The following is a 20,496-nucleotide window of genomic DNA, read 5'->3' as shown; positions in this document are numbered from 1 at the left end:
AACCATGTCAACAAATAATACATCAACAGTAAAATCCGCATTTACTGTCGGAAAATCCTTAATAGGAGAAGGAATTATTAACTACAAAGAAACAAACCCTATGAATACCAATAACGCATCACAATCACTTTTCAGATTTGTAAGTCTGAGAAACCCGCAATTGACAGAAATTAAAGACAAAAACTTAGGATTTATCCACAGGCCTAAAGGAGTAACCGGTGTTTTTGATACAGCAGTCGTTGGAAGACCTGCCAAAACTTTAAAATTTACAGCCATGAAAAGGGCTGCCGGTGAGTTTAACAATTCCGGATTCGAAAGCGAGAAGAAAATCGAAGAAGGAGCATTTAAAGATCTTCTGATGATCGGAAGAAAGCTTTCTAAAAAAGAAACATTAGAAAGCACTGACTGGACGTTCGTTACAGATTATTACAAAAGCCTTATTAATACCAACAGACAGCTGAACGCAGAAGGAATTGCTATATTTTCCCAGCTTTGGAATAATTATATTTATCAGATTGTTACCCAGGGAGATTTCTATATTAAAGAAGCCATCAGCCACATTTTAATGGCTATTCAGCTTGGTTTTGCCAGCAACCAGGACCTTACAGATCAGGAAATCATCAAAATTAATGGAGAAAAACCATTGGAAAAGGCAATGGATGGAAAAATTATACTTCCTACCATTCTATTTTCAGAGGATACAGAAACAGCATCTTTAGTTTCATCTGCAAACGCTGAAGGTTCCGAACCGGCTTTGGCAGCAAGAACGGTTCAAAGATTAGAGTCTGAAGCAAGAGCTTCTTTTGTATCCAGCAAAGCGATCCACAGAAAAGAATCTCTGAACACACTGAATTCCGAGCTGGAAAAGCTTCAGAAAAAGTTCTATAAATCCAGATATCAGGCCTATCAAGATGAGTATTCCAAATATATGGCAGAAAACAAAGAGCGTTTGGAACTGTATGACAGAAAGCTGGCCGAAGTAGACAGTAAAATCACTCCGGATATGTCCGAAGAAGAAAAAGAACGCCTTTACAGCACTTTGAAAGAATATGAAGTTGCTCCTTTCGTATTTACGTACAAAAATGAAATCAATTTGGAAGATTTGCAGGCAAAGCTTTCTCCGGAATCTTTCGACCTTTTTGTAGAACTTTTCGGTGAATCTACAACCAGCTTAACTTCTGTAGCAGAAGATACAGACAACCTTCAGATCCTTTCGCACGACACCTTAAGAATGGGCGCTCAGACCATTGTTCTTGATGATGAGATTGAAAGCTATGCTGATGCTTTATTTGTTGTAAGAAACAATATCTCTGCTTCCATGGAGACCGCACTTCAAAATAGTCCTCTTCCGGAACAACAGTATGCCAATATCGGCGGAGCTTCAATACCTCTTATTCAGAATACAGCCAGAACACCGATGGCATACAGCTTATATGCTCACAGTGCTTACGTAGTAGCAGGCAGCAGAGGATTTGTTAATTTTTCTTTTGAAGTTGAAGATGTTTCGTGGAGCGTTGCCAATGCTAAAATTACAGCTACAACAGATGCTGCCGGAACTTTCGAAGAAAATTACAGCAATATTTCTGTAGTTGATAATAAAATTACCTTACCTGCGGCTTTAGTAAACAGATTCAGAACCAGCTTTAGTTTCAAAATAGAAATTATTTTTGATAACGGAAGCCAGGCTTATGGAGAGATTGCCACACAATATCTGAAAGAAGACTTAAACCTTACCGGAATGCTGACTCTGAAGCGTGCAGCAGTGGAAAACCCAGGAACACCTGAACCAGGTACAACCCAAAAACGTAAAAATTTCGGGATCAAAAGATTGGGAGTAGCAGATTATATGAAAGTCGTGCAAAGTGTTCATGCTTATGTTCCGGGAGAGGTTTCCAATATTGAGAACGTTATGGCAAGCGAACTGAGACATAAGTCTTCTGTTTCCAGAGAGTACTCTGAAATTACAGATACAACTTCCAAATCTCAGGAAACAGAGAAGATGTCAGACACTTCCAAAACTTCCAGAACGGATATGCAGACCGAAGTTGCGAAAGAAATTGAAAAGCAGCAGAGTATTTCTGCCTACACAAGATTCAGCTATGGAAATGACAGTGCCATGAAGTTTGAAATCGGAGCAGATTATGCCAATAACTCAGCACAGCACGACAGTACAAGACAAGCCGTAATGAAATCTCAGGAAATTACAGAAAGAGCAATGGAAAGAGTTCTTACTAAAATTTCAGAAGAAAGAGTTCAGAAAATCATCAAGGAATATACGGAAACCAATGTTCATGAATATGATAACAGAGGGAAGGTAACCAACACTGATAATGCTGAAGCTGCACAGCCTAAACACATTACCGGAGTTTACAGATGGATCGACAAGAAAATGAAAAACCAGATCTACAACTATGGTAAGCGTACGATGTTTGAATTTATGGTTCCTGAACCTTCAAGATTACACCGTCTGGCTCTTACTGTTGCCAAAGCTCAGGTACTTAAAGCTCCTGTAGATCCAAGAAAAGCACCGGAACCATGGTTAATGGCAGATCCAAAATCTGCAACGATTGTACAGATCCAGCATTGGGCTCAGGAATACGGAGTAACTTTAGAGGCATTCCCGGAAGCAACCAAACAAGTAATTCATACTGCTTCCAGCGTTCCTCAGACAAATGATGATTTTGGAATTGACTATACACAGTTTACCATCCCGGACAATTATGCCGGAAAAAATGCAAGCTTTGCCTGCAGATCAACCAGAAACAGAGGTGGTGGATGGTCAGGGTCACGTTATTCTGAAGTGATGTTCTCTAACTTAAAAGGAGATATGATTGGCCGTTCTGAACGTGGTGGAGACCTTAATTTTGACGATGGGTCATCTGGTTTCAATATCACAGGTAATGTATCTTTCCAGGTGAAGGGCCACAACGTAAGAAGTTATACCATCAAAGTTGTTGTGAACTGTGAGCTGAGCGATGCCTTTATCAACAAGTGGAAAACAGACAGTTTTAATGATATTATTAAAGCCTATGAAGCTGCTTATGCCAAATTCCAGGAAGATCAGGCAAGGCTGGATGCAGAGCAAAAAGAAAAAGAAGCTCAGCTTAAAGAAAGACAGGATACTTTCTACCGTTATATGGAACATGATGTCTTAAAGCACAACTGTATCGCTTATTTATTACAGGATTACCTTTATACATTAGGCCAGGAAACAACCAATGGTGCTGATGAGAAAACAACCATGGATAATTTCCAGGTATACCTGAATGAAAATCTGGACAGATATACAGCCCTTGCCAAGTTCATGGAGCAGGCATTTGAATGGGAAATCATGGATTATACCTTCTATCCTTACTATTGGGCCAACCGTAAGAGCTGGCAGGAATTCTATATCAGCGAAAGTATGGACCCATTGTTCAGAAGTTTCCTGCAGGCAGGTATGGCAAGGATTATCGTTACCGTAAAACCAGGTTTCGAAGCAGCTGTTCAGTTCTTCCTTGAAACAGGATTGATCTGGAATGGCGGTTCTGTTCCGGTAATCGGAGATCCAATGTACATGAGTATCGTGGACGAAATGAGACAGCCAACCGGAGAGCCTCAGGGTAAATACTGGATTACCAGAATCCCTACTACCCTAACGATCCTTCAGGATAAATCTACAGGACTTCCGGTAAATCAGCCATTACCGATTTTCCCTGAAAATGCCCCTGAGAATTGTGAAAACCCATCAGAACTGGAGTTTGAAACAAGTTTCAGATTAGATGAAGATGCACAATTGTCACATAGTGACGGAGCTACAACATTGCCTACAACAATTGTTGGATAGAATTTACCTTAATGGCGGTGTGAAATATCACCGCTATTTTTTACAATTTTTAATTTCAAAAAACTTAAGAAATGAAAAATATAGATATTAGAAACCTAACAAAGATTGGTTTGGCAGATGTGGATGTCTATAAGACTAATCATAGGAAATTTAGTGCCACATCTCCCAAGTTATTAATGTTTTTTAGATCTTCAGATCAGGCTAAGGGCCTTCCTAAAGATTCATCTGGTAAAAACAACGATATGAAATATAATCAATCATTTGGTTTTGATATGTTTTGCCAGCATCTATATGGTAATAATACTGATGTCTACAAAAATGGATACTATGAAAAAAAGGTTGTTGGCGGAAAAACAGTTGACGACAAATCAAGAGAAAAAATTGTAGGAAAACTTGAGTCTTTTTATGAAAAAGATCCTAATCTAACATATGAATTAAAAGACCCAAAATCTCCGCCAGTATCTTACTTTATTGATGAGACATACACATTATCAAAAAGGAACAAAAAAATGACAGATATCAGTTATTATATTCCCAATGTACTTATTAAGCCAGGTCAACAAGTCGTATTGTCTGCCAAATTTTTCGACACAGATAATGCTTCAAAATTAGGAGCTATTGTTTCATTCAAATTATCTAATAATAAAGGCATTGAAACTTTTACCTCCTCTCTTACATTTAATAATAACGAGGATGTTTTAGATTTTATTATTAAAACTAAGGCTAGCGAATTTATTGCTGACAAAACAACAGTAACAGCTTTTATCAATGATAGCACAGGAAAAGAATTGGAAATAGGCAAAATTAATCTATTACCTAATCAATTATTAAAAGCAAAATCCTTCTTTATTGATGTTTTTTATAATACGACGACTCCAACTGCTCCCTTCAATGGTACAACAATGATAAATGATTTAAATATAAAAGCTTTAAATCAATCGTCTGTAGAATTAATTTCCGGAGGAGCAAATAAAACAATGTTTATTAAAGCTAATGATCAGGAACTTGTAGATGGGAAATATGACGGGCAGCCAATTTCCAATATTTTGACAAATAAGGGAGCTGGAAAGCCATATGAGCTCAATGATTTAAATAAAGCTTTAAGAATAATAACGTCAAGATTCTATGAAGAAATAATTAATGAAATTATAATAAATACTGAAACAGAATTAAAAAATCTCGATGTAAACGACGGAACTGCTACAAGAAAGCTAATTGATCCATCCTCCTCACTAAAGGGAGTATTAGATGACCTGGATATTACAAAGCCTTTCAATTCAGGAGGTAGTGTTATGAAAAGATATGATTTTATTAAAGATCGATTATATGGTTATTTACATTATGAATTTAAAATAAATTATCTTTTTGCATTTATATGTCATAATATCGAAACAAAAGTAACGACAACTTCAACAGCAACTACTTCAACTACTTCCCGTGATGAAGCAATGGCTTTTCTCGATGCAAAAGAAATCATTATTCCAAATAATGCTATTGGAAAAACAATGACTTTAGCTCATGAAATTGCACACTGCTTCGGTGTTAGACATACTTTTGATATTCCAGGAAGCAGTCCACAAATAGGGGATCTGAAACTTCCTCAGCAAAAAACCCTTGAAAATATTATGGATTACCCTAAGAATGGTGATGCTGACAGAAGGTCTTTTATTAAATACCAATGGGATAAAATAAGAGAGAGTGTTTCTTCGCGTGTAAATACAGTTGCAGAACTTAACTTTGAACAACATACCGACAGAAACCAATCCGGTCTCGTCGATTTTACTAAAGAAACAGGTTATATATGGGACTATAGCAGAAATTTAATGGACTTCCTCATGAGAGCAATGGAAAAAAAATATAATGGTGATTATTCAGAAATTAGAAATTCTAGTGATAAAATTTTGACTATTTTTGCTAATGAAATTACCAAAACTTTAAATAAATTATGAAAACTCTATTTAAATTTATACTTTTTATATTTATCCCATTACATTTTTCAGCTCAGAGCGCTTTACAGTACGATTTTAAAAAACAGGTGAATTATGTTTTTCAAGGTTCTCTATACGAGGCTTTCCAAGAAGCTGTAACCAATTATAATAGTAATTCCAAAGAATATATTCAGTCTGATATTCTACCTTTAAAGTTTGCAACTCAGCATAAAGAAAGTAAAAATAAAAACTACACAATAAAAATTGAAGATTTCCCCAATCAATATAATATAAAATTCAAATTTGATCAATATGAAAACACCAAGGAAAACTGTTTGAATTTTTTAGAAATTGATACAAATAAATTATTTATACAATCACAAAAAGATAATTCAGGAGTTAAGTATATTAATACATATTTAAACTCTTTTATTCTAAGTAGTAGTTGTGATAATGATAACACAAAAACATGGATTTCAAAAAGTTTCCTATGCAAAACCCATGTGATATCTAATGATTATATTGATATTAACAAAGATTTTAAAATAATCAACATATTGTATTACAACACTTTATCATTAACCTCTAACAGCGATAAAAATAAGTTTGAAATTACTATTTATGAGAAGGTTGATAGGCAAATGAATCTTTTAATGAGAAAAACAATTATAAAAGGGAATAAGGAAGATGCAATTGATTATTTAAAACGCTATAATATTAATTACAATAACATTAATGATAAGGACTTTCAAGAACAGGATTTCAAAAAAATTTAAAACTGATTCCTAATAGTAATACTTAAAAAAATTTTGCAGAAATAATGTATAGATATTACATTTTGAAACTATACAAAAAGTAGAATACGTTAATTGATAAGCCACAGCAATACTGTGGCTTATATTTTTAAAACTATCACATTCTTGCTATCTTCATCACATGCAAAAAATGGGAACCAATTAAACGTATGAAAGTATTAACAATAAAAGAAAGCGAGTTAACATGTAACCGTTTAGACGGCGGAGGAGTTCCTATATATTATCACAATGGCAGCCCTTTTACAGGTATTGTTTTACGATACTATGACACTGGCGAGCTTTTTTGCGAAGAGGAATATAAAGATGGCTATCAGGAAGGATGGTTCAGATCTTATCATAAAAACGGTAAAAAATACACAGAATACAAAGCCCATAACAACGTAGAATACGACGGGACTTATAAAAAATGGGATGAAAATGGTAATTTGACGGCATCCTTCTAATAAAAATAGAATAAATAAAAAATAAAACACGACACGTTTTGTCGCATTAACCGCATATATTTGTCTTATAAAACTTTACCATGAATGCAGCGTTGCTGCACCCTAAAAAATAGAGAAATGAAGAAAGATTTTTATCTGACAAGATATGCCTTAATAATTAAAAGATTAGAAAGTTCTCCGGCTACCTATTCACAGCTGGAGGACTATCTTTTAAACTCTTTTGAATTCCAGGATGCAGGAATCAAGAGCTACTCTATCCGTACCCTGCAGAGGGATATCCGGGAGATTTCCGATCTTTTCAACCTCTCTATTCACAACAAAAAAAAGGGTGACAATCGGTATTATATCGAGAGCCGCCCGATTATGGAAGTGGATGAATACAATCAAAAACTTCTTGAATCCTTCCAGGTGAGCAACGCCCTGAATCTTCATCCGGACTTTTCAGATTTTATCTTTTTTGAAAGCCGTAAACCCACCGGTGTAGAACATTTTTATGATCTGTTCTTTGCGATCCGGAATAAAAGAGTTGTGAGTTTTGAACACTACAATTACAAGAACAAACTGATGACCTCCAGAAAGGTTCATCCTTTGGCTTTAAAAGAATCTAAAGACCGATGGTATCTTATTGCTATTGATACCAAAGACAAAGTTTTAAAATCATTCGGGCTTGACAGGATCAATTATCTTGATGTGGCTAAAAATCAGTTCAGGGAAAAATACAAATACAACTTCAGAGAGCACTTTAAAAATGCATTCGGAGTGATGAACCTGACAGAACAGAATCCTCAGAACATTGTATTGAAATGCAGCCGCCATCAGGGAGAGTACATCAGAAGTTTCCCACTTCATCAGTCTCAGAAAGAAACCAAAGAAACGCCGGAAGAGATCTATTTTGAGTTCTTCCTCCACCCTACTTATGATTTCATGCAGGAGATTCTTTCTTACGGAAAAGAAGTAACCGTTCTGGAACCGAAAACCTTAGTTGAAGAGATCCGCAATCATTTGCAGGAATCTTTGAACCGTTATCTTGAAAGCTGATCATCAGGAATATATTTCATATTTTTTGTTATATTTACATAAATATACCCTTATTGAAAACTTTATTCATTGGCATCAGCTACTTTATCTCTTCCTCTTTTCTCGCACAGCAGAAAGAAGAGTTCAGACTTGTAAAGAGTTATTATAACCAGCACAGAAATATGCTGAATAAAGAGTTTAAAAAGAAATTTGATGCAGAATCCAATACGGTAAAAAAAGCTGCGATAAAGGGAGACTTCCTTTTTTTCATGAAAAAAATGGATAGCATTGAAAACAATGCCCTGATTGGAGCTTTATTAAAAGTCAGGAATCTGGAGGACCTTCAAACCATCAAAAATCCCAGGCTCACCTCATCTGAAAAGTTTGCAGATGCTGAAAAGATTGCGGATTATCCCGGAGGTATCAATTCTTTAAGGCAGGAAGTCGCCAATCTGCTGTATGTTGACGGAGTATATTCTAAAGAGAAGATGATAAAAACGGATGTGGATTTTATTGTTGAAAAAGATGGAACAGTCAGCAATGTTCATGCACAGGGAGATAATTTTACCTTTAACAGACAGGCAGAAATTGCTTTATATTCCCTGGCGGAAAAATTTTCCCCGGCAATGCTGAAGGGCGACCCTACTATTTACCGCTTTAAACTTCCTTTAACTTTAACGATAACAGATTAATGTTTACCGACGAATATTACATGAAAATGGCGCTGCAGGAGGCAGAGGCCGCTTTAGAAAAAGATGAGGTCCCTATCGGATGTGTAGTGGTTTCCAACAACCGGATTATTGCAAGGGCCCATAATCTTACTGAAACACTGAACGATGTGACCGCCCATGCAGAAATGCAGGCCATCACCTCTGCTGCCAACTTTCTGGGAGGGAAATACCTGAAAGACTGTACGCTTTACGTAACGATGGAACCGTGTGTGATGTGTTCAGGAGCGCTTTCCTGGTCTCAGATTTCCAAAGTAGTGATTGGAGCGCGTGATGAGCAGAGAGGTTTTATCAATAAACATCTTTCTCTCCACCCTAAAACAGAAGTTATTACGGGAATCATGGAATCGGAATGCTCTTCTATTGTTAAAGAATTTTTTAAAAGTAAAAGATAATTAAAAACAAAAGCCGGAGGATAGTGATATTCTCCGGCTTTCAATTTTATAATAGTAAGACAATCTCTTTAGTCTTTTAAGATACAATATCTCACCAGATCAAAATATTCTCCGTCCTTTTTCACTTCTTTTATCAGAACAGCCTCCTGCTCCATTCCTACTTTCTCCATAATTCTTCCGGAAGCAGGATTGTGAGGAAAATGAGTAGCAAAAATTTTATTCAGCTTCAATTCTTTAAAGCCAAAATCTATTATTGCTTTTGCAGCCTCGGTTACATACCCTTTGTTCCAGTAAGGAATGCCTATCCAGTAGCCAAGTTCAGCTTTATCATCATCTCTGTCATGCAGCCCGATAGCTCCTATGATCTGATCCTCTTTATTCCGGATAGCAAACGTATACCCTGTATTATTTTCAAAAGCTTCTTTTGACATTTTCACCCAGGATCTGGCATCATTTTCCACGTATGGATAAGGAATATTGGAAGTAAGATCAGAAAAAATCCTATGCTGAAGAAGTTCAACGATAAAAGGAATATCCTTTTCTTCCAGCTGTGAAAGGATCAGTCTTTCGGTTTGTAGTACGGGAAATTTTTCCATTATATTAATTGTAAGATTGAGGAACTAAAGTATCAGCTGGATCCAACCTCAACCTTAATCATTTAAATTTATAAATCTTTTCCGAGGAAATACAGACCTTTCAATGTATGGAGCCTGTCCATCACATGGATCTTATCCGTAAGGGGTTTGTAAACATGGGAAACACCTCCCGTTGCTACTACGAAACAATCGTCATTCACTTCCTCGTTGATACGGCTGACAAAGCCTTCTACCATTCCAAGAAAGCCATATACCATACCACTCTGCATACAGGTTACCGTATCCAGTCCCAAAACAGATTTGGGTTTCTTCAGTTCGATATCCGGGAGCTGTGCAGTCTGGTTGATCAGCGAATTCAGAGACGTAACAATTCCCGGAGCAATAATTACCCCTAAGGTTTCTCCTGTTTCAGCTACACAGCTTGCTGTAAGGGCTGTTCCGAAATCTATGACAATTTTCTTTCTGTTCGGGTAAAGATTGTGTGCAGCTACAAGGTTGGCATAGATATCTGTTCCCATCTGCTTAGATTTTGCCTGTACTCCGGAAGGAGTATTTCTGTCAACAATCACAGGATTTGTTCCATGAATTTTTTTGATCCCTGAGCTCATTACTTTGGTAAGCTGAGGTACTACGGATCCGATAATTACCTTATCAATCTCTTTCGGATCAATTTTATAGGTTTGATAGAGCATCAGCATCTGTACATAAAGTTCATCTGCTGTTCTGTAAGGTTTTGTATTGATAACCCACGAAATATCACAATTATCGCCATTGAAAAGACCAAATCTGATATTGCTGTTTCCTACGTTTATTACGATTGAATTCATTGACATATTTTTCAGAAGAAATTCATTACACAAATTGAAATCCTGCTTATTTTTGAGGCACTAAATTTAATAATTTTAAAAAAAAGAACCTGTCATAATCAGACTAAATTACAATGGCTCACTTATTTTTTCTTTCTCCGGAACAAATCAGTATATTTAATAACACATTATAATTATTCTGACTATCTCATGAAAAAACTGATCCTCGGTACTTTACTATGTCTCAGCATCTCTGTTTTTGCACAATCCGGCAATTCAATGGCAGGCATTTTACAAAAAATAAAAAGTCAGTCAAAAATTGATACTCAGGATAAAGCAGTTTATGATCTGATGGATGAGTTTTATCAAAAAAATCTTCAGGCTGACAATGATGAAATGACTCCCGAGTTTACCCACAAACTTCAAAAAGCAGTTTCGGATTCAAATACCAAGAATATACACCTGCTTTATCTTTTTTTGATGTATCAGCAGCATATCAGCCAGGCCGTGGCAGAAGGAAAAAAAACTGATCCCGTGTTTCAGATTGAAACCATGAATCTTCTGGAAAGTGAAACAAAAGAAGTATATGGAAAGCTCCCGGCAATTATTTACATTTTTAAAGCGGAGGCCTTGGAGAGCGGCACAAAAAAGGAAGAAGCACAAATTACAGTTGCAAACGGCTTAAAAGAATATCCGGATTCTGTTCCTTTAAAGGTTTACAATTATCTAAATACCAAAGATGAAACTTTGAGGAAAGATCTTATCCAAAATCATCCCAATCACTGGATGGTACAGCAATTTGGAATACAATAAAAAATCCACAGACTCATCTGTGGATTTTTATGTGATATATTTATAATTATTTCACCTCTACAAAATTATTTTCCATATTCACATCTGCAATTCTCTGGCTGAAATCGATTCCCAGGACAGACAATTGAGATTTTGTATAAGGAATAGTAAGGGTATATTCTTTCTGAGTCCATGGCCAGTAAGGCATTGTTTTAAACTCACCATAGATATCCTTTTCTTTCCATGTATGGGTCATATTCATCGGAATCTGATAGGTAACGACTTTCTTATCGGTCGTCATCACACCAAAATCAATTGGCATCGGAACCTGACCATTATTAATCAGGGTAATGGTGGTAGATTTCGCATCATACTTTACATCCTTAATTCCGTAATCGATAGTTTTTGTCGTATTGATCCAGTAATTATGGAACCATTTCAGATCCATCCCTGAAACTTTCTGTGCAATGTGAAGGAAGTCCCTGTCTGAAGGATGCTTCATACTCCACAGGTCATAATATTGCTTTAAGGTTTCTGCAAGATTCTGCTCTCCCATAATATATCCAAGCTGCACCAGATACAATTCACCTTTTACATAGGATGCATAGGTGTAAGATGTACCGTTATCATGATGATCTCCCAACCAAACGGCAGGTTCTTCAATTCCTTTTTTAACGAAGTTTCTGTAGGCATCCAATCTTTCAACAAAAGGATTCGGAAGATCTTCAGGGAATAACTGATACATGGTATAGCCTTCCGCATAGCTTGTAAAACCTTCATCCATCCACGGACGTACAGATTCGTTAGTGGCAAGCATCTGCTGATACCATGAGTGGGCTCCTTCGTGAGCCATTAATCCCATCAAATCTTTAACACTTTTAGCTTCTCCTAAAATCATGGTACACATCCCGTATTCCATTCCGCCGTCTCCGCCCTGGATAAAGGCATAGGTAGGATATACATATTTCCCGAAGTGAGCATTCATGATCTGGAAATATTTCGTGATATAAGGCTGAGATTCACCCCATGCTTTCGTTTTATCATTTTTCTGATACACCAGATATACTTTCGGACCTTCCGGAACATTGAAGCTTTCTACAGAATAATCTCTGTCTGCACTCCATGCAAAATCAAGGATATTTTTTGCGGTCCATTTCCAGACCGCTTTTTTGTCTTTTTCTGTTTTTATTTTGGCATTGGCATCGTAGCCTTTTACTTCTGTTGGATTTTCCAGAATTCCTCCTGCTCCTACGATATACTCTTTGTTGATTTTAATGGTAACATCAAAATCGGAGAACGGTGCATGGAATTCTCTTCCCAGATAATCGAAAGTGGCCCAGCCATCATAATCGTATTCAGCAATTTTCGGATACCATTGCGTCATGGTCATGTCTACTCCTTCTCTGTTGTTTCTTCCGCTTCTTCTGATCTGCATAGGAATCACAGCATCCCAATCCATTGTAAAAGTAGTCGTAGAATTAGGCTTGATCGGTTCTGCCAGATACACTTTCATAATGGTTTCCTGAACTTCAAACTTCAGGTCTTTCCCATTTTGTTTAATCCAGTGAATGTTCTGAGCTCCTTCCTGATCTTTTGGAATGGAAGCGAGTCTTGAAATACCATCTTTCTGCAGTCTCCCGTCCCCATTTTTTCCCTGGGAAGCCACTCTCTGATCCATCATGGAATTAGGTTTAAAAGCATTCCAGTATAAGTGGAAATAAACCACATTCAGCTCATCGGGCGAATTGTTGGTGTATTCTAATGTTTGTTTTCCCTGATAGGTAAATTTTTCAGCATTGACATCTATATCCATCTTGTACTTCGCAGCCTGCTGATAATAAGCTCCTTGCTGAGCCTGAAATTGTGAAATGATAAACGCAAAAATGATTGCAGCCGATTTTCTCATTTAAAATTTTATTTTTTCTAAAGGTAGTTAATTTAAGTAAGAACCTCAAATAGGAGTTATTCTGAGGTTTTTATTCTGTTTGTTATGGTTTTAGATGGATTTTAATATGGATGGTTAAATTCTTTTTTTGAGCTCTTTGCAAGGATATTTTTTGAGGATAGGATATGTAATTTCAGCTGTTTTTCAACAGTTTTTTAACTAAAGTAATCTGTCCCAGATGATAATAGCTGTGTTCAATCATTCCATCGATATTTCTTCGGTAAGTTCCATATTTTTCATCAACGAAAACCTCATCCAGTTGGGAATCCGGCATCTGTTCCAATAATGTGGCAAACTTTTCGGAATCCGTCCAGAGTTTACTCAGCAAGTCTTCCCATTGTTGCTGAGATTCTATGGGAGGAAGATCAAAACTGAATTGGTCTTTAATCTCAAGAGCTCCTCCTTCAAAGACATTAATAATCCCTGCAATATAATAATCGATGTGAAAAGTAAGCATCGCAATGGTATTCAAAGTATCTACTTTTGTTACCGCCTGTTCCCAAGTCACCTCTGAAAGCTGATCTTTAAAATTGGTATTGGCGATCCAGAAACCATCCAGCAAAACTTCTCTGAATCTTTTTGATAATTGTAAGATTTGGCTCATAATTTTATTTATTAATTTCTAAAATATAACCAGTCTTTTCACCAATATATTGAGGATCCTCCCACAAATTACAAAACTCATCCTTATCATAAACCTTTAAGGTGTCTTCTGGATCTGCTACATAAACTTTTGAATTTTCTATCCTATAAACTACTACGAAGTGTTTAGATTTCCAATAAGCAATACATGGTAAATTTACATTTTTACTCAGATTTAGAAAATCAACCTTTAGTCCTATAGGTTTAAATCCCAGCGATTCCGAGGCATCAGATAATTCAAGCATAGTTGTTCCATTACTATTGACATGAGTCATTTCGCCCAAATACTTTTCTGAATATATTTTTCCATAATACTCAAAAATCATTTTTAAGCAAGCAGGGCCACAGTTATTTTCATTCGTTTGTTGGTAAAAAGGAAAATTTTGTTCTTCTTTTACATTACAACTTGATACAAAAAAAATCATGAGCATAAAAGATACGCTCATGAAATTATTTCTTAATTTATAAAGAAAAGTCATCTTAAAAATGTAATTATTTTTTAGCAGAAGCTTCTTTCTTACCGCTTTTTAAAATCTTTTCAAGGATTCTTAAAGTGATGAGATACGTTGGTTTTACTCCTGTAAGACCCAGCCCTCCTGAAGACAGTGTGCTTCCCGTTTCCAACGGATTATCCGATGCATAATAAGCATACATGACAAACAAATCCGGTGAAATATGGTGTCTGATCTTGGATGCTACCTGAATAGCTTTCTGGTAGTGTGCTCCTTCCATTTCAAGACCGATTGCTTTCCATGAAGTATTCATAAAATAGGAAAGGATATCTTTATTCTGGAGAGAGGTTCCCAGCACCGTAATCATTGGTCCTTCAAAAGCTTTTAATTCATCATCTTTAAAATCTTCCAGTTTTAAGGCATTTTCAAAAGGATAGTTATCTGCAGTTCCTTCGAAAATATGAGAAGTAGGGATCATGATATCACCTTTCGCTCCGGTAAGAATACCTGCTTTACCCATGATGGAAACAGATTTTACATGCATCATGTATACTTCTCCTTTATGTTCAAAAGGTCTCAGCAATTCGTCCATTACTTCGAAAGCCTGCTCTCCGAAGGCATAGTCAAAAACCATTACTACATCATCACTTGAGAACTTGATGTCTGCAAATGGTGTATTTTTCAAATCTGTTTTGCTGAGGTCTATAATCTGAACGTCAATATTACTTCCACTCTTGTCAGCAATATGAATCATCCCTTCCTCCAAAGCATATTTTAAAACTTTATCACGAAGTTCTTTCTTGTTGGAGATCTCTTCGTACAGTTTATAATCCACCTCGTGGTGCTGCTTCTTTTTAAGGGCATTATTGGCATACAGCATATTTTTCACCGAGTGCATATTGGCTGAAATAATGTGTAAAGGACGCATATGAAGATTGTTTTCAAATAAAACTTCCTTCACTTTGTTTGCCCATTTTTCTCCAAAATAATGGTGCCCTACTCTTTCTTTCAATATAGAACTGAAATGAATTTCTCTTTCTCTGCTACCTTTTGCATCATCAAGACTTACTTTTCCTAAGTTGTAAATGATTTTGAACAGACGGTCAGGATTATGATCGTCACCAAAAGTATTATAAGCTCTTAAAGTTTCATCAAAAGATCTTCCTATTAAAGAAGAAAGATGAATAAGTGCCACTTCTTTTTCTTTTCTGCTGAATTTTTTTTCTCCCTTCACTACTTCTTCAATAATTTTGAAGGCACGTGTCGGTTTCCAGTTTTCATCCTGGATGAATGCCAGATTACGGATTTTATCAGCTTCTATAAACAGGAAGGTAAGGTGGGTAAGAATGTCATAAATTTCGGAACGGCCCAAAAGAACCTCAATATTCATCTGGTGTTCGTCTATTCTATAACAGTTTCTTCTTCTTTTCTTGGGAACAATAGGTTCGAAACTTCCTTTATCAAACCCTTCATCAGATGTAAGATGAATAAAAGCACATTCTTCAATTCCTTCCGGAAGTCTGTCCAGTACATACATCAAACCGTCTAATTCCAATTTGCTTGGAATATTCATAGTTCCATAAATTTCCGGATTGATGGTCTTTAACAAACTTCTGATACTTTCTCCTGAAACTCCGCCCGGCTTGAAAAATCCTCTATAAAATAAGTGTCTCATAGAGATGTATAGTCTTTCAATAGCCTCTGTTGTTTCTCTTGCTCTAGAATTTGTCATAAAATAAATTTCACACAAATATACAAAATCTTTGCCCACTTTATTTTAACTGTCTTTTAACAAGTCGTTTAATCCCATCGTATTATTTTAATTTGCACAATATATAGTATATTTACATTAACATCTATAAAACACGCGTGAATTCTCACATCCTAAATATTAAATCACAAAACAACCCTCTTAAAAAACGCTAAACATTTGTTTAGATTATATAAATTTTCAAACCACCCCTAAAATTTTTAGGGGTAAAATGTTTTCAATTCATTTTTTTTGTAAATTTGCGCTGTAAAAAATCAACCCAATTATGTCAACCTTAAGATTCAAAGCATTAGAAACCCTTCCATTTAAGGATTTCAGAAAAGACAACTCTGTTGAGATCCCTGCGAAATTATCAGAGCTATTCTGTAAAAATGTTTTCTCAGAAGAAACCATGAGAGAATATTTAACAAAAGAAGCATTCGGTTCTATCATGGATGCGATTAAAAAAGGAACTAAAATCCAGAGACATATCGCAGATCAGGTAGCTGTAGCGATGAAAGACTGGGCAATGAGCAAAGGTGTAACACACTATACGCACTGGTTTCAGCCTTTGACGGGTACTACTGCAGAAAAGCACGATTCTTTCTTCACTCCAATCGAAGGAGGTAGAGCCATCGAAAGATTCAGCGGAAACATGCTTATCCAGCAGGAGCCGGACGCATCGTCTTTCCCTAACGGAGGTATCAGAAATACTTTTGAAGCAAGAGGTTATACAGCTTGGGACCCTACATCTCCGGCATTCATTATGGGAACTACATTATGTATTCCTTCTATCTTCATTTCTTATACAGGAGAAACGTTAGATTATAAAGCTCCTCTTTTAAGAGCTTTGAACGCTGTGGATGAAGCTGCAACGAATGTAATGCAGTATTTTGATAAAAATGTAACGAAGGTAACTCCTACTTTGGGTTGGGAGCAGGAATACTTCCTTGTTGATTCAGCATTATACCAATCACGTCCGGACCTTGTATTAACAGGTAAAACATTATTAGGACATTCTCCGGCAAAAGGACAGCAGCTGGATGACCATTATTTCGGTTCTATTCCGACAAGAGTAATGAACTTCATGAAAGAGCTGGAAATCGAATGTATGAAATTGGGTATCCCTGCAACAACAAGACATAACGAGGTTGCCCCTAACCAGTTCGAGCTTGCACCAATGTTTGAAGAAGTTAACGTTGCTGTAGACCACAACTCTTTGTTGATGGACATCATGGCAAGAGTAGCACACAAACACCACTTCCATATTCTTTTCCACGAAAAACCATTCGCAGGAGTAAACGGAAGCGGAAAACACAACAACTGGTCTTTAGCAACTGATACTGGTGAAAACCTGTTAAGCCCTGGAAAAAACCCAAAGAAAAACTTACAGTTCTTGACATTCTTTGTTAACACCATTAAAGCGGTTCACGAATATGCAGATCTTCTAAGAGCAAGTATCGCTTCTGCAAGCAATGACCACAGGCTTGGTGCCAACGAAGCGCCGCCGGCAATTATTTCCGTATTCATCGGAAGCCAGCTGTTCAGTGTATTGGAAGAACTTGAAAAAGTAACCAACGGAAAACTATCTCCGGAAGAGAAAACAGAATTAAAATTAAATGTAGTTGGTAAAATTCCTGAAATCCTGCTGGATAACACAGACAGAAACAGAACTTCACCATTTGCATTTACAGGAAATAAATTTGAGATCAGAGCGGTAGGTTCTTCTGCAAACTGTGCAGAGTCTATGACCGTAATGAACACGATTGCAGCTAAACAGCTTAATGATTTCAAGAAAGAAGTGGATGCTTTAATTGAAACCGGTCTTAAGAAAGACGAAGCGATCTTTAATGTATTGAGAGAATACATCAAGCAGTGTAAAAACATTATGTTTGAAGGTGACGGATATTCTGATGACTGGGCGAAAGAGGCTAAGAAAAGAGGATTGAACAACCTTAAGACGACTCCTGAAGCTTTAAAACAGGAAATGGACAAGAAATTCCTAGACCTTTATGAAGAGATGGGAATTTTCAACCACAGAGAAGTTGAAGCGAGAAACGAGATTAAATTAGAGAAATACTCTACTGTAATTGATATTGAAGCAAGAGTGTTAAGTGATATCGCAAGAAACCACATCATTCCATCTGCATTAAATTATCAGAACAGATTAATTGAAAACGTAAAAGGTCTTAAAGATATCTTTGGTGATAAAGAATTTAAAACGCTGGCAAAAGAGCAGATGAGTTTAATTACAAGCATTTCTGAAAATGTTTCTAAAATTAAGCTTGGTGTTGAAGACCTTATCAAAGCAAGAGAGGCTGCAAAAACCATATCAGACAGCCAAAAACAGGCAGAAAACTATTGTAACAAAGTAAAACCATTATTTGATCCTATCAGAGAAGCTTCTGATGCTTTGGAAATGATGGTGGATGATGAGCTTTGGCCAATGACAAAATACAGAGAAATGTTGTTTACCAAATAACACCTGTAAAGTTCCATATTAGTTTAAATTCCCCGGAAAACCGGGGAATTTTTTTGTTTTTTTAACAGCACTGAAAATTAGGACTTTGAATCACAAAACGTGATATATAGAAGAAAATCGAAGAAGTTTGTTAAAGAATCTTAATAAAAAAAACCGCACACTTACCAAAAAAAGGCTGTTGCGGTTTATTTTTCTTTAACATATGTAAATTATATGTTAAAATGTGTTAAAATAAGATCCTGACAATTATCATATCAGGGGTCTTTTGCTCGGAATCTCTACTTTTGTATTGCTTTTGAAAATAAATATTCCTTTTTAACACGGATAATCAAATATATATGAAGAAAAGAGTTTTGTTTTATTTAGTTGCTTTAGTCTCTACAGTTTCATTGCAATCGTGTGCTACAAATTATGTGGTTTCAAAACCAGCAACTTACACAAAAGAATACAAAACAGATGCCAAACTAGCTTCTATAGATAACAAAAAAATGGAGCAGGATAAGCAAAAACTTATCGACTCATTCCTTGCTGAAAAGGCGGCATCTATCGCTAGTGCTAAAAAAGCAGTTAAGAATTCTGAGATTGCAAAAGCAATCAAACATAATAAAACCATTGACGGTATCCTTGAAGAAGCTGAAACATACCTTGGAACTCCTTACAGATATGGAGGAACTACAAGAAACGGTATAGATTGTTCAGCTTTTGTTCTTTCTGTATTCGGAGCAGCAGCAGGTCTTAGCTTACCCAGAGTAGCGGCGTCTCAGGCTCAGGAAGGTGAAAGAGTAGAAAGAGGAGAACTACAGAAGGGAGATTTGATTTTCTTTTCTCATGGAAGAAGAATTTCTCACGTAGGTATTGTAGAAAGTGTTACTGAAGAAGGTGAGATTAAATTTATCCACGCAGCAACATCAAAAGGAGTAATGATTTCTTCACTGAATGATTCTTATTGGGGACCTAAATTCAGATTCGCAAAAAGAGTGATCAACGAAGAAGGAGAAGCTTACAATAACTTAGCCGCAGCTACTCTTCCTACACCCGCAAATTTTTAATTTTATAAATAATTGATTTAAATAATGAAGCCATCAGAATCCTGATGGCTTTTTTATATACGCTATTTCAATTAAATTCCGGCTAAGGCAGGTGAAGATATATGAAGGAGAAAAACGGGCTAAAACCCTCTCCCATTATTTTTAATATTGATAATTTATAAACAAACAGAACTTAACCAAAGACATCAGCTGTTCTTATCAATTTCAATATCCAGCTTATACAACAGTCCATGGATCTCAGAAAGCGAAAATCTGGCCTTTTTAAGCCTATTTAAAGCCGGATCTATCGAATAATTAACCGAAGTCCTGAAATCTGTTTTTTCCAGGTTTGTACCGTCAAAAACGGCGCCCGACAGATCGCAGTTACTGAAGACTGCATTGGACAGATCACATTCACTGAAATCCACCTCAATTAATTTTGAATTTTTGAAAACAGTTTTTTTAACGGATGTCTGATAAAACACGGAATTGTTTAATGAACTTCCATCAAATGTAAAGGATAATCCGAATGCATTGCAATCATTAAACTGAAGCCCGAACATTTTACATTCTTTAAAAACAACCTCATGAAAAGCTGTTTTGATCAGTTTTGCCATACTGAGATTGCACCCGAGAAATTCACAGTCTGTAAAACTGAAACCGGATAGATTTACGTATTCAAAATTACAGTTTCTGAACGTACAGTTTTCGTACTCACTTTTTTCTAAAGGAAGTTGCGTGAAATCTCTGCTCTCGAAATCTTCGTCTGAGAAATAGGATTGTTTCATAAAAATTGTTGATGAAGTTAATTTTGATGACGAATGATCAGCAGAACAATGAGAAACTTCCAT

General features: G+C 36.2%; 17 protein-coding genes. 10 read left to right on the top strand and 7 right to left on the bottom strand.

What is annotated here, in order from left to right; all coding sequences use genetic code 11:
• The first annotated feature begins 4 nt into the window (after nucleotides 1–4).
• The 7 genes from V0410_RS16440 to V0410_RS16410 all read left to right on the top strand — a co-directional run bounded on the left by V0410_RS16440 (nucleotide 5) and on the right by V0410_RS16410 (nucleotide 9,152).
• Nucleotides 5–3,826, top strand: coding sequence for a hypothetical protein (locus V0410_RS16440; protein ID WP_330744906.1), 3,822 nt, complete (start codon nucleotides 5–7; stop codon nucleotides 3,824–3,826).
• A gap of 71 nt (nucleotides 3,827–3,897) precedes the next feature.
• A complete protein-coding gene (locus V0410_RS16435; RefSeq protein WP_330744905.1) occupies nucleotides 3,898–5,775 on the top strand; it encodes a hypothetical protein in 1,878 nt (625 codons plus the stop codon).
• Entirely contained in the window at nucleotides 5,772–6,530 is a 759-nt protein-coding gene (locus V0410_RS16430; RefSeq protein ID WP_330744904.1) for a hypothetical protein, read from the top strand. The genes V0410_RS16435 and V0410_RS16430 overlap by 4 nt, the downstream gene beginning before the upstream one ends.
• 188 nt (nucleotides 6,531–6,718) lie before the next feature.
• Nucleotides 6,719–7,012: a hypothetical protein gene (locus V0410_RS16425; RefSeq protein WP_330744903.1), complete on the top strand. Its 294-nt coding sequence runs from the start codon at nucleotides 6,719–6,721 to the stop codon at nucleotides 7,010–7,012.
• 117 nt (nucleotides 7,013–7,129) lie between these two features.
• Complete coding sequence (locus V0410_RS16420) at nucleotides 7,130–8,050, top strand: helix-turn-helix transcriptional regulator (RefSeq protein WP_137904446.1); 921 nt, start codon at nucleotides 7,130–7,132, stop codon at nucleotides 8,048–8,050.
• Between the two features lie 53 nt (nucleotides 8,051–8,103).
• Nucleotides 8,104–8,721, top strand: a complete 618-nt coding sequence (locus V0410_RS16415; protein WP_330744902.1) for a hypothetical protein — start codon at nucleotides 8,104–8,106, stop codon at nucleotides 8,719–8,721.
• On the top strand, nucleotides 8,721–9,152 hold the full coding sequence (locus V0410_RS16410; RefSeq protein ID WP_330744901.1) for a nucleoside deaminase: 432 nt from the start codon (nucleotides 8,721–8,723) through the stop codon (nucleotides 9,150–9,152). Before V0410_RS16415 ends, V0410_RS16410 begins: the two co-directional genes overlap by 1 nt.
• A 68-nt stretch (nucleotides 9,153–9,220) precedes the next feature.
• Here V0410_RS16410 and V0410_RS16405 read toward each other — a convergent pair whose 3' ends face one another.
• Both V0410_RS16405 and V0410_RS16400 read right to left on the bottom strand, forming a co-directional pair.
• Nucleotides 9,221–9,748 carry a GNAT family N-acetyltransferase gene (locus V0410_RS16405; protein ID WP_330744900.1) on the bottom strand — a complete coding sequence of 176 codons (528 nt, stop codon included), beginning with the start codon at nucleotides 9,746–9,748 and terminating at the stop codon, nucleotides 9,221–9,223.
• A 68-nt stretch (nucleotides 9,749–9,816) separates the two neighbouring features.
• Entirely contained in the window at nucleotides 9,817–10,575 is a 759-nt protein-coding gene (locus V0410_RS16400) for a type III pantothenate kinase (protein WP_110009141.1), read from the bottom strand.
• A gap of 189 nt (nucleotides 10,576–10,764) precedes the next feature.
• On the opposite strand from V0410_RS16400, the gene V0410_RS16395 reads away from it, so the two are divergent.
• Nucleotides 10,765–11,367, top strand: coding sequence for a hypothetical protein (locus V0410_RS16395; RefSeq protein WP_330744899.1), 603 nt, complete (start codon nucleotides 10,765–10,767; stop codon nucleotides 11,365–11,367).
• A gap of 46 nt (nucleotides 11,368–11,413) precedes the next feature.
• Here V0410_RS16395 and V0410_RS16390 read toward each other — a convergent pair whose 3' ends face one another.
• The 4 genes from V0410_RS16390 to V0410_RS16375 form a co-directional block, all read right to left on the bottom strand.
• The gene (locus V0410_RS16390; protein ID WP_330744898.1) at nucleotides 11,414–13,252 is read right to left on the bottom strand and encodes a M1 family metallopeptidase; all 1,839 of its coding nucleotides are present in this window, start codon (nucleotides 13,250–13,252) and stop codon (nucleotides 11,414–11,416) included.
• A gap of 172 nt (nucleotides 13,253–13,424) precedes the next feature.
• On the bottom strand, nucleotides 13,425–13,895 hold the full coding sequence (locus V0410_RS16385; protein WP_330744897.1) for a DUF1572 domain-containing protein: 471 nt from the start codon (nucleotides 13,893–13,895) through the stop codon (nucleotides 13,425–13,427).
• A 4-nt stretch (nucleotides 13,896–13,899) separates the two neighbouring features.
• Nucleotides 13,900–14,379: a cysteine peptidase family C39 domain-containing protein gene (locus V0410_RS16380; protein ID WP_330744896.1), complete on the bottom strand. Its 480-nt coding sequence runs from the start codon at nucleotides 14,377–14,379 to the stop codon at nucleotides 13,900–13,902.
• A gap of 46 nt (nucleotides 14,380–14,425) precedes the next feature.
• Nucleotides 14,426–16,117 carry a DUF6909 family protein gene (locus V0410_RS16375; RefSeq protein ID WP_330744895.1) on the bottom strand — a complete coding sequence of 564 codons (1,692 nt, stop codon included), beginning with the start codon at nucleotides 16,115–16,117 and terminating at the stop codon, nucleotides 14,426–14,428.
• A 304-nt stretch (nucleotides 16,118–16,421) separates the two neighbouring features.
• Here V0410_RS16375 and V0410_RS16370 point away from each other — a divergent pair, with 304 nt between their 5' ends.
• Both V0410_RS16370 and V0410_RS16365 read left to right on the top strand, forming a co-directional pair.
• Nucleotides 16,422–18,617, top strand: a complete 2,196-nt coding sequence (locus tag V0410_RS16370; RefSeq protein WP_137904454.1) for a glutamine synthetase III family protein — start codon at nucleotides 16,422–16,424, stop codon at nucleotides 18,615–18,617.
• A 338-nt stretch (nucleotides 18,618–18,955) separates the two neighbouring features.
• Nucleotides 18,956–19,666, top strand: a complete 711-nt coding sequence (locus tag V0410_RS16365; RefSeq protein ID WP_202841871.1) for a C40 family peptidase — start codon at nucleotides 18,956–18,958, stop codon at nucleotides 19,664–19,666.
• A 185-nt stretch (nucleotides 19,667–19,851) separates the two neighbouring features.
• Here V0410_RS16365 and V0410_RS16360 read toward each other — a convergent pair whose 3' ends face one another.
• The gene (locus V0410_RS16360; protein ID WP_330744894.1) at nucleotides 19,852–20,433 is read right to left on the bottom strand and encodes a pentapeptide repeat-containing protein; all 582 of its coding nucleotides are present in this window, start codon (nucleotides 20,431–20,433) and stop codon (nucleotides 19,852–19,854) included.
• Between the last annotated feature and the right edge of the window lie 63 nt (nucleotides 20,434–20,496).

Origin of the sequence: Chryseobacterium sp. CP-77 (assembly GCF_036362765.1) — a bacterium.
GTDB lineage: Bacteria > Bacteroidota > Bacteroidia > Flavobacteriales > Weeksellaceae > Chryseobacterium > Chryseobacterium cupriresistens.
This window is presented reverse-complemented; position numbering and strand designations above follow the sequence as displayed.

What these genes read in the sequence shown, in the direction of transcription:
- V0410_RS16435 (WP_330744905.1), top strand. Translation starts at nt 3,898, where the DNA reads ATGAAAAATATAGATATTAGAAACCTAACAAAGATTGGTTTGGCAGAT.
- V0410_RS16420 (WP_137904446.1), top strand. Translation starts at nt 7,130, where the DNA reads ATGAAGAAAGATTTTTATCTGACAAGATATGCCTTAATAATTAAAAGA.
- V0410_RS16430 (WP_330744904.1), top strand. Translation starts at nt 5,772, where the DNA reads ATGAAAACTCTATTTAAATTTATACTTTTTATATTTATCCCATTACAT.
- V0410_RS16375 (WP_330744895.1), bottom strand. Translation starts at nt 16,117, where the DNA reads ATGACAAATTCTAGAGCAAGAGAAACAACAGAGGCTATTGAAAGACTA.
- V0410_RS16410 (WP_330744901.1), top strand. Translation starts at nt 8,721, where the DNA reads ATGTTTACCGACGAATATTACATGAAAATGGCGCTGCAGGAGGCAGAG.
- V0410_RS16365 (WP_202841871.1), top strand. Translation starts at nt 18,956, where the DNA reads ATGAAGAAAAGAGTTTTGTTTTATTTAGTTGCTTTAGTCTCTACAGTT.
- V0410_RS16405 (WP_330744900.1), bottom strand. Translation starts at nt 9,748, where the DNA reads ATGGAAAAATTTCCCGTACTACAAACCGAAAGACTGATCCTTTCACAG.
- V0410_RS16390 (WP_330744898.1), bottom strand. Translation starts at nt 13,252, where the DNA reads ATGAGAAAATCGGCTGCAATCATTTTTGCGTTTATCATTTCACAATTT.
- V0410_RS16385 (WP_330744897.1), bottom strand. Translation starts at nt 13,895, where the DNA reads ATGAGCCAAATCTTACAATTATCAAAAAGATTCAGAGAAGTTTTGCTG.
- V0410_RS16360 (WP_330744894.1), bottom strand. Translation starts at nt 20,433, where the DNA reads ATGAAACAATCCTATTTCTCAGACGAAGATTTCGAGAGCAGAGATTTC.
- V0410_RS16425 (WP_330744903.1), top strand. Translation starts at nt 6,719, where the DNA reads ATGAAAGTATTAACAATAAAAGAAAGCGAGTTAACATGTAACCGTTTA.
- V0410_RS16370 (WP_137904454.1), top strand. Translation starts at nt 16,422, where the DNA reads ATGTCAACCTTAAGATTCAAAGCATTAGAAACCCTTCCATTTAAGGAT.
- V0410_RS16440 (WP_330744906.1), top strand. Translation starts at nt 5, where the DNA reads ATGTCAACAAATAATACATCAACAGTAAAATCCGCATTTACTGTCGGA.
- V0410_RS16400 (WP_110009141.1), bottom strand. Translation starts at nt 10,575, where the DNA reads ATGAATTCAATCGTAATAAACGTAGGAAACAGCAATATCAGATTTGGT.
- V0410_RS16380 (WP_330744896.1), bottom strand. Translation starts at nt 14,379, where the DNA reads ATGAGCGTATCTTTTATGCTCATGATTTTTTTTGTATCAAGTTGTAAT.
- V0410_RS16395 (WP_330744899.1), top strand. Translation starts at nt 10,765, where the DNA reads ATGAAAAAACTGATCCTCGGTACTTTACTATGTCTCAGCATCTCTGTT.